The sequence below is a fragment of the Inquilinus limosus MP06 genome (genome assembly GCF_000767795.1).
In the GTDB taxonomy this organism is placed as follows: domain Bacteria; phylum Pseudomonadota; class Alphaproteobacteria; order DSM-16000; family Inquilinaceae; genus Inquilinus; species Inquilinus limosus_E.
In genome coordinates, this window is sequence record NZ_JANX01000129.1 from 1 (window position 1) to 12,820 (window position 12,820).

Here is a 12,820-nt window from a genome sequence, read left to right on the forward strand (position 1 = left end):
CCTGTCTTTCCTGAAGGTCGCCGATTTCGAAAGCCTGAAGCCCTTCGCCACCCAGGTCGGCCAGGACGTCGTGATCGCCCTGGGCTGGGGCGGCAATTACGAGACCATCACCCTCAAGAACGTCACCCTGACCGGCCTCAGCGACGCCGACTTCAAGTTCAACACCTCGACCGCCAACCTGGTCGTCGAGGGCAACACGACCTGGAGCGATTTCCTGTTCAGCGGCAAGGGCAGCGACAAGATCTACGGCTACAGCGGCGACGACACCCTCGTCGGCGGGGCCGGCAACGACACGCTCTTCGGCGGCACCGGGGCCGACCGGTTCTTCGGCGGCGCTGGCACCGACACCGTCAGCTACTTCGGCACCGCTGCCGGCGTCAGCGTGAACCTGGCCGGCACGGGCAGCGGCGGCGAGGCCCAGGGCGACACCTTCAACGGCGTCGAGAATGTCGACGGGACGAGCTTTGCCGATACCCTGATCGGCAATGCCGCCGACAACAGGCTGCAGGGCTTCGATGGCAATGACGACCTTCGCGGCGGGGACGGCGCGGACATCCTGGTCGGCGGTGCCGGGGCCGACAAGTTCGACGGCGGCAACGGCGTCGACACCGTCAGCTATTTCAGCAGCAGCACCGGCGTCAGGGTGAACCTGCAGACGGGCACGGCCGGCGACGGCGAGGCCCAGGGCGACACCCTCGTCCGGGTCGAGAACATCTCCGGCAGCCAGGGCCACGACAAGCTCTACGGCAATACCGGGGCCAACACCCTGCAGGGCTGGAGCGGCAACGATCTGCTCCAGGGCGGCGCCGGCAAGGATACGCTGAGCGGCGGGGCCGGGGCCGATAAGTTCGCCTATGTCGCGGTCGGCGACAGCGTGGTCGGCGCCAATGCCGACCGGATCACCGACTTCACCCGGTCGCAGGGCGACAAGATCGACCTGTCGGGCATCGACGCCAACACCGGCGCGACGGGCAACCAGGCCTTCACCTTCATCGGCAACGGCCTGTTCACCCACCATGCCGGCGAGCTGCGCTTCGCCTATAACGGCAGCGACACCACCATCGCCGGCGACGTCAACGGCGACGGCACGTCGGACTTCCACATCACGCTGACCGGCAAGATCGCCCTGCTGGTATCTGACTTCGTCCTGTAGGACCGGCGTTCAGCCGAACGGAAAGGGCCGGCTTTCGCCGGCCCTTCTTTTATCAGCGGAGCAGAGCCTACTTGCCCATGCCCTTGTCCCAGGCGGCGTGGGTCCAGGCCGCATCGCCGGGGTCCTTGGTGATCACCGGGTCGCTCTTGCTCGACAGCAGCACCTGCACCGTGCGCTTGTACGCCTCCGGGTCCAGCCAGCCGATCTTGTCGTCCGGCACGGTGATCAGCTTGGCGATGTTCTCGGCCATGCGGGTCTGCACCTCGTCGGTGGTCGCGCCGGACGCGTCGGCCTCGGCGACGATCTTGCCGGCCTCGTCCGGATGCGCCTTGGCATACGCCCAGCCCTTGGCCGACGCCTTGATGAAGCGGCCCAGCCGGTCGACATAGGCCGGGTCCTTCAGCTTGGAGTCGAGCGCATACAGCCCGTCCTCCAGCGTCGCCACGCCCTGGTCCTCGTAGTAGAAGGTGATCAGGTCGCTCTCCGGCACGCCGGCGTCGATCACCTGCCAGTACTCGTTGTAGATCATGGTCGAGATGCAGGCCGCCTGGTTCTGCAGCAGCGGGTCGACGTTGAAGCCCTGGCGCAGCACCTTGACATCCGGGTTCGCGCCCGAGGTCGACAGGCCCAGCTTGCCCATCCAGGACAGGAACGGATACTCGTTGCCGGCGAACCAGACGCCGAGGGTCTTGCCCTTGAAGTCGGCCGGCGAGGTGACGCCGCTGTCCTTCTTGCAGGTCAGCATCATGCCGGAGCGGTTGAAGAACTGCGCGACATTCACCAGCGGCACGCCCTTCTCGCGCGCCGCCAGGGCCGCCGGCATCCATTCGACGATGACGTCGGCGCCGCCGGCCGCGATCACCTGGGGCGGGGCGATGTCCGGCCCGCCGGGCTTGATCGTGACGTCCAGCCCCTCATCCGTGTAGAAGCCCTTGTCGGCCGCGACGTAGTAGCCGCCGAACTGCGCCTGGGTGACCCATTTCAGCTGGATGGTGAAAGGGTCCGCCGCCTGCGCCATGCCCATGGCCGCGAGCAGCGCCGCGGCCGAGGCCAGTCCCAGAATCGTCTTTTTCATATGCCTCTCCCGTTCGTTCGATGCCCTGGCTGTTAGTGTGACGTCTCCCGCATCGAAGGGTGCCAGAAGGTCGTCGCCCGCTCCACCAAGGCGAGCAGCCCGTAGGAGGCGGAGCCGGCAACCGCCGCGACCAGGATGGTGGCCCAGACCATGTCGACATTGAGGCGCGCCACCTCGGTCGAGATGCGGAAGCCCATGCCGTAGATCGGGGTGCCGAAGAACTCGGCGACGATGGCGCCGATCAGGGCCAGGGTGGCGTTCAGCTTCAGCGCGTTGAAGATGAAAGGGAGCGCCCCCGGCAGCCGCAGCTTCCACAGCGTCTGCCAGTAGCCGGCGGCGTAGGACCGCATCAGGTCGCGCTCCATCGTCCCCGCGGCCTCGAGCCCGGCCAGCGCGTTCACCAGCATCGGGAAGAAGGTCATGACCACGACCACGGCGGCCTTGGAGTGCCAGTCGAAGCCGAACCACATGATCATGACCGGGGCGATGCCGACGATCGGCATGGCCGAGACGGCGGAGCCGAGCGGCAGCAGGCCACGCTGCAGGAAGGGCGAGCGGTCGATCGCCACCGCCGTCAGGAAGCCGGCGCCGGAGCCGATCAGGAATCCGGGGATGGCCGAGCGGATGAAGGTCTGGACGAAGTCGACCCACAGCGTGTCGGTGCTGGCGGCGAAGCGCGCGGCGATCTGCGACGGCGCCGGCAGCAGGATCTGCGGCACCTGGAATCCGGTGACCAGCACCTGCCACAGCCACAGCAGCACGGCGCCGAACAGGATCGGCACGGCGATGCCCGCGGCCCGGCCGGGCACCGGCGACAGGCCGCGCAATGCCGCCCAGGCAGCCGCCACCGCCGCCAGGATCGGCAGGGCGATCCAGGCGGTGCCGGATGCGAAGACGCCACCATCGCCGATCCACCACAGCACGAAGCCGGCGAGGACCACCGCGAGGACGAGCCAGCCCAGGCTGCGAAGTACCCGCGCGCTCATCCTCGCCCCCCACGGCTGGCGATGACGGCGCGCTCGGCCAGGGTGACGGCGAAGACGCAGAGCAGGGCCAGGATCGCCGCCATCACCAGCGCCGACCACAGCTGGATCATCTGGCCGAAATAGGAGCCGGTGAGGAGCCGCGCGCCGATGCCGGCCTGGGCGCCGGTCGGCAGCTCGCCGACGATGGCGCCGACCAGGGCCAGCGAGATGCCGATCTTCAGGCTGGGGAACAGGAACGGCACCGAAGCCGGCCAGCGCAGCTTCCAGAACAGCTGCGCCCCGCTGGCCGAGTACGTCCGCATCAGGTCGAGCTGCAGCGGGTCGGGCGAGCGCAGGCCCTTGACCATGCCGATGGTGACCGGGAAGAAGCTGAGATAGGCCGAGATGATCGATTTCGGGATCACGCCGGTGAGGCCGATATTGCCGAGCACGACCACGATCATCGGCGCGATCGCCAGGATCGGCACGGTCTGGCTGGCGATCACCCAGGGCATCAGCGACCGGTCGAGCGTCGGCACATGGACGATGCCGACGGCGAGCAGGATGCCGAGCAGCGTGCCGAGGACAAAGCCGAGCAGGGTCGAGCTCATCGTCACCCAGGCGTGGTAGACGAGGCTGCGGTTGCTGGTCACCGGCCGGCCGACGGTGCTGCCCCACAGATCGGCCGCCACCTGGTCCGGCGTCGGCAGCAGCGGACGGTCCAGCTTCCAGACGGCCTCCAGGAACTGCTGCGTGGTCCAGTCCGGGCCGGCGCGGTTCAACCGCTCCGCCGCCGCCGGCGCGTTCAGCCAGAGGGAGGCGAGGTACCAGACCACCAGCAGCACGGCGAGCACGGTCGCCAGCGGCAGCGCCCGCCCGCCCTTCAGCCGCGCCCAGGTACCGGGGCGGGCCGGCAGGGATGCGGTGAGGGCGGTCATGCGGCCTTCCGACGGATAGGCCCCGCACTAACCGAGTCCTCCCCCCTCCCCTTGCGGGAGGGGGGACAAGGAGTGAGGCCGGCTCAAGACGTCGGGAATCATTCGTAGGAGTGCCCGGCGCGCAGGCCTTCGCGGACCTGCTGGGCGATGGCGAGGAATTCCGGCGTCTCGCGGATGTCGAGGTCGCGCTGGCGCGGCAGGTCGCTGTCGATCACGTCGAGGATCCGGCCCGGCCGCGGCGACATCACCACGATCTTGGAGGACAGGAACACCGCCTCCGGGATCGAATGGGTGACGAAGATCACGGTCAGGCTGGTGCGGTTCCACAGCTCCAGCAGATGGACGTTGAGGTTGTCGCGGGTGATCTCGTCGAGCGCGCCGAAAGGCTCGTCCATCAGCAGCAGCTTCGGCTGAAAGCCGAGGGCGCGGGCGATCGACACCCGCTGCTGCATGCCGCCGGAAAGCTGCCAGGGGAACTTCTTCTCGAACTGGCCGAGCCCGACGGTGCCGAGCGCGGCGCGTGCCCGCTCCTGCCGCTCCGCCGCCGGCACGCCCATGATCTCGAGCGGCAGTTCGACGTTGCGGCGGACATTGCGCCAGGGATAGAGGGCCGGGGCCTGGAACACATAGCCATAGGCACGGGCCAGCCGCGCCTCTTCCGGCGTCAGCCCGTTGACCGTGACCGAGCCTGCGGTCGGCCGCACCAGGTCGGCCACCACCCGCATCAGCGTGGTCTTGCCGCAGCCGGACGGGCCGATCAGCGACACGAACTCGCCCTCGCCGATGGTCAGGTCGACATCCTGCAGCGCCGTCACCGGCGCGTCGGCGGTCTGGAAGGTCAGGCCGAGGCCGCGGGCTTCGACCACCGGCGGGGCGGCGGGCGCCGCCGCCTGAGAGGATTGCCGGACCGCCGACACCGCCATGCCTCAGCCCGCCTTCTGTTCGAGCGAGCGGTCGTAGTCGAGCACGGCGCGCAGCAGCACATTGGCGCCGGCGGCGGCGTGGTCGAACTCGATGCTCTCCTCCTCATTGTGGCTGATGCCCTCGCGGCACGGCACGAAGATCATCGCAGTCGGCGCCACCCGGGCGATATAGGCGGAATCGTGCCCTGGGCCGGAGACGATGCGGCGGTGGGAGAAGCCGTTGGCCTGCGCCGCCGCCTCGACCGCGTCGATGCAGGCCGGGTCGAACCGCACCGCCGGCGAATCCCAGATCGCCTCGACCTTGACGTCCAGCTTCAGCTCCGCCGCGATCCGGTCGATCGCCTCCCGCGCCGCCGTCTCCATCACCCCGATCTTCGCATCGTCGGGGTGGCGGTAGTCGATGGTGAAGAACACCTCGCCCGGGATGACGTTGCGGCTGTTCGGCCGCACCTCGACCAGGCCGACGGTGGCGACCGCGTCGGCCGTGGCGTCGCCGACCGCGATCACCGCCTCGATCATCCGGGCGGCGCCGCGCAGCGCGTCGCGGCGCAGCCGCATCGGGGTCGAGCCGGCATGGCTCTCGCGGCCGGTCACCGTCACCTCGTACCAGCGCATGCCCTGCACGCCGGTGACGACGCCGATCACCTTCTCCTCGGCCTCGAGGATCGGCCCCTGCTCGATATGCAGCTCGAAATGCGCGCCGAGTTTGCGCTGTCCGACCGGGACCTCGCCCCTGTAGCCGATCCGCTCCAGCTCTTCGCCGAAGCGCCGGCCCTCTCGGTCCTCGCGGCTGTAGGCATACTCCTTGGTGAACACCCCGGCGAAGACGCCGGAGGCCAGCATCGCCGGGGCGAAGCGGGAGCCCTCCTCATTGGTCCAGTTGATCACCTCGATCGGCGCGTTGGTCTCGTAGCCGGTGTCGTGCAGCGTGCGCAGCAGCTCCAGCCCCGAGAGGACCCCGAGGATGCCGTCGAACTTGCCGCCCGTCGGCTGGGTGTCGAGATGGCTGCCGACGCAGATCGGCGGCAGCGCGTTGTCCCGGCCCGGCCGGCGAGCGAACATGTTGCCGACCTCGTCGACGGTGACGGTGCAGCCGACCGCCTCGCACTGCTTCCTGAACCAGTCCCGGACCTGCTTGTCCAGGTCGGTCAGGGTCAGGCGCCTGACCCCGCCCTTCGGGGTCTTGCCGAACTCGGCGGTCTCCATGATCGCGTCCCAGAGGCGCTGCGGATCGATCTGGATGTTTGGCTGCATCGTTCACACGTCCTTGAGGTCATGTCCGGGGCATGATCCCCGGGATCAGGCCGGCTTGCGGATGAAATCGGCCTCGATGGTCGAGGCCGGCTGCCCCGCCACCTCGCGGGTGTAGGCCAGCTTCAGATGGGTGCCGTCGACCAGGGTGCGGCGGTAGAGCTGGCGCTCGACCTTGCCTTCCTTGGTGGTGCCGACGACCTCGACCGTCAGGGTCGGGCCGGCCAGGCTGGCGGTGGCATAGGCGCGGTCGGCCGGGACCGAGGCGGTCCAGAAGTTCGGCCGGGTCGAGGGCTGGAAGCCCAGCTCGCGCTCGCGGAACTCCAGCCCATCCTTGCCGTCGCCGGCCTGGACGTTGCGCCAGAACAGCCGGAAGCCGCCATCGGTCCGCGGCTCGACGATCACCGCCGAGGCGCGCTGCACCTCCTCCTGGCTCGCGCCGATCCAGGAGCCGGCGAAATCGTCGAGCTTGGCTTCCGCCACAGGTCCGGGCGCCGGCGCCTTGCTGCCGGCACATCCGGCGAGCGCCGCGGCCATGATCCCCACCAGCACCGCGCGTCGCATGACAGCCATTGTACCCCTCGCTTCTTTTCGTATCGGATGATCGGAAGGGCGCCATCATGACCGATCGCTCCCGAGCCGACGATGCCAAATTGCATCAAAGTGAGAGGGTTATTCGGCGGCGTCCTTGCGCATCGGGTTGTTGGGGTGGTGCTGCCAGTTCAGATAAGGCCGGCCGGTGTCGACCGTCTGCATGGTGATGCAGCTGTCGACCGGGCAGACATGCATGCACAGGTTGCAGCCGACGCACTCCGCCTCGTTGATCTCGTAGCGCCGCGCGCCCTCCGGCGTGCGCAGCTTGAAGATCGACTGATGCGAGGTGTCCTCGCAGGCGATGTAGCACTTGCCGCACTGGATGCAGGCATCCTGGTTGATGTTGGCGACCGACTTGAAGTTGATGTTCAGGTCCTGCCATTCGACGAAGTTCGGCACCGCCAGGCCCTGGAAGGCACGGGTGCCGGCATAGCCCTTGCCGTCCATCCAGTTGGCCAGGCCGGTCGCCATGTCCTCGACGATCTTGAAGCCGTGGGTCATCGCCGCGGTGCAGACCTGGACGTTGGTGGCGCCCAGCGCCATGAACTCCGCCGCGTCGCGCCAGGTCGAGACGCCGCCGATCGCCGAGATCGCCATGCCGCGGCATTCCGGGTCGCGGGCGATCTGGCCGACCATGCGCAGCGCGATCGGCTTCACCGCCGGGCCGCAATAGCCGCCATGGGTGCCGAGGCCGTCGACCGTCGGCGTGGGCGCCATCAGGTCGAGGTCGATCGAGACGATCGACTGGATGGTGTTGATCAGCGACACCGCGTCGGCGCCGCCGCGCTTGGCCGCCCGCGCCGGCGCCAGCACATTGGTGATGTTCGGCGTCAGCTTGACGATCACCGGCATGCGCGAGTGCTGCTTGCACCAGCGGGTGACCATCTCGACATACTCCGGCACCTGGCCGACTGCGGAGCCCATGCCGCGCTCGGACATGCCGTGCGGGCAGCCGAAGTTCAGCTCGATGCCGTCGGCGCCGGTGTCCTCGACCAGCGGCAGGATCGCCTTCCAGCTCGCCTCCTCGCAGGGCACCATCAGCGACACGATCATCGCCCGGTCCGGCCAGTCGCGCTTGACCTGCTTGATCTCGCGCAGGTTGACGTCCAGCGGCCGGTCGGTGATCAGCTCGATGTTGTTGAGGCCGGCGACGCGGGTGCCGTTGTAGCTGACCGCGCCGTAGCGGGAGGAGACGTTGACCACCGGCGGATCCTCGCCCAGCGTCTTCCACACCACCCCGCCCCAGCCGGCGCGGAAGGCGCGGACGACGTTGTATTCCTTGTCCGTCGGCGGCGCCGAGGCCAGCCAGTACGGGTTCGGGGAGCGGATACCCAGGAAGTCGTTGCTCAGATCGGCCATGACAGCCTCCAGCTGGTGTTCCTCGGCTCTGCGGCCGCTTGTTTTCTCGTCCGACCGGCGGCGCCGGCCGGGTCAAACCGTCAGCAGCGCCTCGACCTCGTCTGGCAGCCGATCGCCCCGGAACGGGTTGCGCACGGTGACGCCGCCCAGCGTGACGCCGTCCGCCATGTCCTCGCTCAAGAGCGTGGTGCAGCCATGGCTGCCGGCGGTCGACAGCATCATGGCGTCCCAATAGCTGAACCGCTTGGCGGCCGCTTCCCGCGCCGACGTCACGACATTCGTGTCAGCCGCAGCAACCGTCGCAAACAGCTCCACCCAGTCGCCGATCTGGGCCGCGGCATCGGCCGCCGGCAACAGGCGGCGGCGCTGGGAGGTGACGTAGAATTCCCCCAGCGCCTGGAGCGTGAGGACACTGTCCGCGTGCACCGCGCGCTCGACGATCTCCTTCGCCCGGCGGTGCTTCTCGCCCTCGGCAGTGTCGATCGCATAGACCAGGACGTTGGTGTCCAAGGTGAACCGCCTATCGGTCATGCAGCGCGTCGCGGTCGAAAGGCTCCGGCGATGCGCTGCGATAGCCATGCGCCATGCGGGCCCGCGTCCGCTCCAGCGCCGCCTGCTGCGACGGGGTCAGGACGCGCCGGCGCGACACCGGCACCACCCGGGCCACCGGCTCGCCGCGGCGGGTGATGACGAATTCCTGGCCGGATTCGACCGCACGGATCATCTCGGCGAAACCCTGATTGGCCTCACGCAGGGTGATGGTGGCGCTGGATCCATCGCTCATGGCGTCACTCCTCCGAATGCACTACTTATGTAGCACATTCAGCGCCGCAGCGCCCGGTCGATCGACAGCGCCGCCAGCTTGCCGTCCTGCACGGCGCTGACGGTCAGGTCCTGGCCCGGCACGCAGTCGCCGCCGGCCCAGACGCCGGACAGCGAGGTCTGCTTCTCCTCGTTCACGGCGATCCGGTTGCCGGCCATGTCCAGCGTCTCCGCCTCATTGGCAAAGGCAGAGGGCACCAGGTACTGGCCGATCGCGGTGAACACCTGGTCGGCCAGCAGGGTGAAGCGGTCGCCGGTGCCGGCCAGGCGACCCTGCGCGTCGAGCTGGGTGTGCTCGAATTCGATCTCCTTCACCGACGGGCCCTTGCCGTTGGCGGGCCAGCCCAGGATGCGGCGCGGCTGGGCCCAGTGCCGGACGGTGACGCCGTTGACCTGGGTCCAGTCCTGTTCCTTCCAGGTGGCGGACATCTGCTCAGCGCCGCGGCGGTAGACCAGCGTCACCTCCTCCGCTCCCAGCCGCTTGGCCTGGGTGGCGGCATCGATCGCGGTGTTGCCGCCGCCGATCACCACCACGCGGCGGCCGACCGGCACCGACCTCTTGTCCGCAGCCTGGCGCAGCCGGGCGATGAAGTCGACCGCGCTCTCCACCCCGGCCAGGGCTTCGCCGTCGCAGCCCAACGCATTGACGGCATTGTGGCCGAGGCCGAGAAACACCGCGTCGTACTCGCGACGCAGCTCGCTCAGGCTGATATCGCGGCCCAGCGCCATGCCGGTGCGGATCTCGATGCCGCCGATCTCCAGAATATAGGCCAGCTCGGCCTGGGCGAAGCCGTCCGCCATCTTGTAGGCGGCGAGGCCGTACTCGTTCAGCCCGCCGCCCTTCGCCTTCGCCTCGAACACCACCACGTCGTGGCCCAGCATGGCGAGGCGGTGGGCACAGGCCAGGCCGGCAGGGCCGGCGCCGACCACGGCAACGCGCTTGCCGGTCGACGGCGCGCGGCTGAACAGCTGCTCGCCGCGCAGGAACACATGGTCGGTGGCGTAGCGCTGCAGGGCGCTGATCGCCACCGGCTTCTCCTCCTGGTGGTTGCGGACGCACGCGTCCTCGCACAGCTCCTCGACCGGACAGACCCGGGCGCACATGCCGCCCATGATGTTGGCGGCGAGGATGGCCTGCGCCGCGCCCTTCACATTGTCGGTGGCGATGCCCTTGATGAAGGCCGGGATGTCGATCCCGGTCGGGCAGGCCTCGATGCAGGGCGCGTCGTAGCAGAAATAGCAGCGGCTGGATTCGATCAGCGCGGTGCGCCGGTCGAGCGGCGGATGGATCTCCGCGAAGTCCTCGGCGATGCGGTCGGCGCCGAGGCGCCCGGCCGCGATGTCGGATCCCGTCGTCATTCCCAGCCTCCGATGACCCGATCCGGCCGGCCCCTCGCCTGCCATCCCCGGCCTCATATCCCGGCGCCGCGTCCGGATTTCCCGGTTTCGATCGCGGCCCCGCACCTCACCTGAGCGGAACGGTATCGAGAACCTGACCAAATGGTCAACTCTATTTTCAATTGAGAGTGGCTATCATTTGCGTTTGTTTCAGGACACCGAATCGTGCTAGGAACATTTCAGGAACGATAAATGGCAACGCGGGAGAGACGGCGCATGGACCGACATGTCCGGTGGGCCCCGGCCCAAGGCATCGGCCTGGAGCATCTGCGGCTGCACCGCAGCGGCGCCTGGATCCAGGCCGACAGCGTGGTGATCGGCGGCGATGAAGGCGTGGAATGGGCCCTGAGCTACACCATGGTGATGGATGCCGAATGGCGGGTGCGATCGGTGGCGGTGACCGATCATGCCGGGGACCGGCGGCTGCGGCTGATCGCGGATGGCGGAGGCGCCTGGACCACCGGCGACGGCACGCCGCTGCCGCAGCTGGAAGGCTGCATCGATGTCGACCTGGTGGCGACGCCCTTCACCAACACCCTGCCGATCCGCCGGCTGGGGCTGGAGCCCGGCGAATCGGCCGAGATCCGGGCGGCCTATCTGCCGCTGCCGGACCTGGTGCCCTTCGCCGCGACGCAGCGCTATACCCATCTCGCCCTGCGGCGCTGGCGTTTCGAATCGCTGGACGGCAGCGGCTTCACCGCCGAGATCAGCACCGACGCCAACGAGCTGGTGCTGGACTATCCCGGCCTGTATCGCCGGGTGGGCTGAGATCGGCGGCCTGCGTCCAACTCTCCAGCCCCTTCTTCGTCATGGCGAGGCGCGCAGCGCCGCGGCCATGACGGGTCAATATTCAGGCGGCTGCATTAGAGCCGGCTAACCTCGCCACCCGATCGCTGCCGCTGGCGGAAGCGGCGGACCTTGTCGGAGGTGCCGCAATCGGCCATCAGGCACCAGCGCCGGCTGGCGTTCTTGCTGCGGTCGTAGAACAGCCAGGCGCAGTCATGGCCGGCACAGCGCTTCAGCCGTGCCGGCTCGCCCCGGAGCAGGAGGTCGAGCGCATCCATCGTCAGACGATGCCGCACCGCCGTCCCGTCCGCGGGCGGCGCGTCTTGCCAGGCGCCTCCGGCCGCGGTGACGGTCAGCCGACGCCGGGCAGCGGCCTCCGCCACCTCCGCCTGCAGCTCGGCCACCGCGCCCGCCGGCGGATCGGCCCGGGTCGCCACGGCGTCGAGCACCGCATGCAGCGTTGCGCGAAGCCGGATCAGCCGGGCCCAGCCCGCCGAATCGATCCGCGGCGTCTCGCCGAAGACATGGGTGCACCACGCGGCCAGGGCGGCAGGGGTGCCGGCCCGTTCCCGCGGCCCCGGCCCGCCCCATCCCGACAGGGTGTTGCAGAAATCCAGGCAGGCGAAGCCGCCGACCAGCTGCGGTTCGGACGGGGGTGGCTGCTCAGAAGGCATGAAACCAGCATAGCCCCTTTGACAGGTTTCCGCGAGACCTATATCGTTACCAGCAAACGTCCGAAAGATGGTTACATGCGCTGGAACGCCCTCGGCCGGCTCTATGCCGGCGTCGGCCTGTCGGGCATCGGCCCGATCCTGGTCCGCACCAGCCCGGTCGACCCCGCCGCCACCGCCTTCTGGCGCCTGATGCTGAGCTGCATCCCGGCGACGATCGTGGCCTGGCGGTCGCCCGGCATGCCGGCGCGCGACATCGGCCTGGCCCTGCTGGCCGGGGTGATGCTGGCCGCCGACCTGGTGCTGTGGAACGCCTCGATCGTGCGCACCAGCGTGCTGGAGGCGACGCTGCTGGTGATGATCTACCCGCTGCTGGTGGCGCTGCTGCCGGCGTTGTGGCGGTGGTGCCGGCCGGACGGAAGGGTGGTCGGCGGCGGCCTCGTCGCTTTCCTCGGCATCGCCATCCTGGCCGGGGCCCGCGGCGCCGCCGGCGGCGACCTGCTGGGCAACGGCATGGCGCTGCTGGCCGCCCTGTTCTACGCCGTGTGCTTCCTGATCTCGGCGACGCTGTGCCGGCGGCGGGACGCCGCCACCGTCACCTTGTGGACCCTGGTCGGCGCCGCGCTGGGCGCCCTGCCGGTGGCGCTGCTGCAGGACCGGATCCTGCCGGCCGAGGCGACGGGCTGGCTGAACCTGGCGGCCCAGGCGCTGATCGCCTTCGCCTCCCAGCTCCTGATCGCCCGGGCGCTGCGGACGCTCGATGCCGGCTTCTCCGCCGTCGCCGGCTACGGCCAGCCGGTGGTGGCGACGCTGCTGGCCTGGCCGATCCTGGGCCAGGTGCCGCAGGCCGCCGCGCTGGTCGGCAGCGTCTTCATCATCGCCGGC

14 protein-coding genes are annotated in these 12,820 nt (G+C 69.2%); 3 read left to right on the forward strand and 11 right to left on the reverse strand.

Annotation, left to right across the window (positions count from 1 at the left end):
• The coding region (locus P409_RS12665; RefSeq protein WP_052120495.1) for a calcium-binding protein at positions 1-1,153 on the forward strand (1,153 nt) is incomplete at its 5' end.
• A 67-nt stretch (positions 1,154-1,220) separates the two neighbouring features.
• On the opposite strand, the gene P409_RS12670 is transcribed toward P409_RS12665, so the two are convergent.
• From P409_RS12670 to P409_RS12715, 10 genes are all read right to left on the reverse strand, one after another.
• Positions 1,221-2,228, reverse strand: coding sequence for an ABC transporter substrate-binding protein (locus P409_RS12670; protein ID WP_034836599.1), 1,008 nt, complete (start codon positions 2,226-2,228; stop codon positions 1,221-1,223).
• A 32-nt stretch (positions 2,229-2,260) separates the two neighbouring features.
• On the reverse strand, positions 2,261-3,214 hold the full coding sequence (locus tag P409_RS12675) for an ABC transporter permease (protein ID WP_081991464.1): 954 nt from the start codon (positions 3,212-3,214) through the stop codon (positions 2,261-2,263).
• Entirely contained in the window at positions 3,211-4,131 is a 921-nt protein-coding gene (locus tag P409_RS12680) for an ABC transporter permease (protein WP_034836601.1), read from the reverse strand. The genes P409_RS12675 and P409_RS12680 overlap by 4 nt, the downstream gene beginning before the upstream one ends.
• Positions 4,132-4,229: 98 nt before the next feature.
• Entirely contained in the window at positions 4,230-5,054 is an 825-nt protein-coding gene (locus tag P409_RS12685) for an ABC transporter ATP-binding protein (RefSeq protein WP_052120497.1), read from the reverse strand.
• Positions 5,055-5,057: 3 nt separating this feature from the next.
• Positions 5,058-6,308, reverse strand: a complete 1,251-nt coding sequence (locus P409_RS12690; RefSeq protein WP_034836604.1) for a M20 family metallo-hydrolase — start codon at positions 6,306-6,308, stop codon at positions 5,058-5,060.
• 45 nt (positions 6,309-6,353) lie between these two features.
• Positions 6,354-6,878 carry a hypothetical protein gene (locus tag P409_RS12695; protein WP_152613361.1) on the reverse strand — a complete coding sequence of 175 codons (525 nt, stop codon included), beginning with the start codon at positions 6,876-6,878 and terminating at the stop codon, positions 6,354-6,356.
• Positions 6,879-6,977: 99 nt separating this feature from the next.
• Positions 6,978-8,258, reverse strand: coding sequence for an NAD-dependent dihydropyrimidine dehydrogenase subunit PreA (preA, locus tag P409_RS12700; protein ID WP_034836609.1), 1,281 nt, complete (start codon positions 8,256-8,258; stop codon positions 6,978-6,980).
• Between the two features lie 72 nt (positions 8,259-8,330).
• The gene (locus P409_RS12705; protein WP_161790390.1) at positions 8,331-8,789 is read right to left on the reverse strand and encodes a PIN domain-containing protein; all 459 of its coding nucleotides are present in this window, start codon (positions 8,787-8,789) and stop codon (positions 8,331-8,333) included.
• On the reverse strand, positions 8,779-9,042 hold the full coding sequence (locus P409_RS12710; protein ID WP_034836612.1) for a type II toxin-antitoxin system Phd/YefM family antitoxin: 264 nt from the start codon (positions 9,040-9,042) through the stop codon (positions 8,779-8,781). The genes P409_RS12705 and P409_RS12710 overlap by 11 nt, the downstream gene beginning before the upstream one ends.
• Positions 9,043-9,080: 38 nt before the next feature.
• A complete protein-coding gene (locus P409_RS12715; protein ID WP_034836614.1) occupies positions 9,081-10,439 on the reverse strand; it encodes an NAD(P)-dependent oxidoreductase in 1,359 nt (452 codons plus the stop codon).
• A 255-nt stretch (positions 10,440-10,694) separates the two neighbouring features.
• Here P409_RS12715 and P409_RS12720 point away from each other — a divergent pair, with 255 nt between their 5' ends.
• Positions 10,695-11,246 carry a putative glycolipid-binding domain-containing protein gene (locus tag P409_RS12720; RefSeq protein ID WP_034836616.1) on the forward strand — a complete coding sequence of 184 codons (552 nt, stop codon included), beginning with the start codon at positions 10,695-10,697 and terminating at the stop codon, positions 11,244-11,246.
• Between the two features lie 95 nt (positions 11,247-11,341).
• Here the strand turns inward: P409_RS12720 and P409_RS36210 are convergent, their stop codons facing one another.
• Positions 11,342-11,938, reverse strand: a complete 597-nt coding sequence (locus P409_RS36210; protein ID WP_052120500.1) for a CGNR zinc finger domain-containing protein — start codon at positions 11,936-11,938, stop codon at positions 11,342-11,344.
• Positions 11,939-12,013: 75 nt separating this feature from the next.
• Here P409_RS36210 and P409_RS12730 point away from each other — a divergent pair.
• A partial coding sequence (locus P409_RS12730) for a DMT family transporter (RefSeq protein WP_052120502.1) occupies positions 12,014-12,820 on the forward strand: 807 nt, incomplete at its 3' end.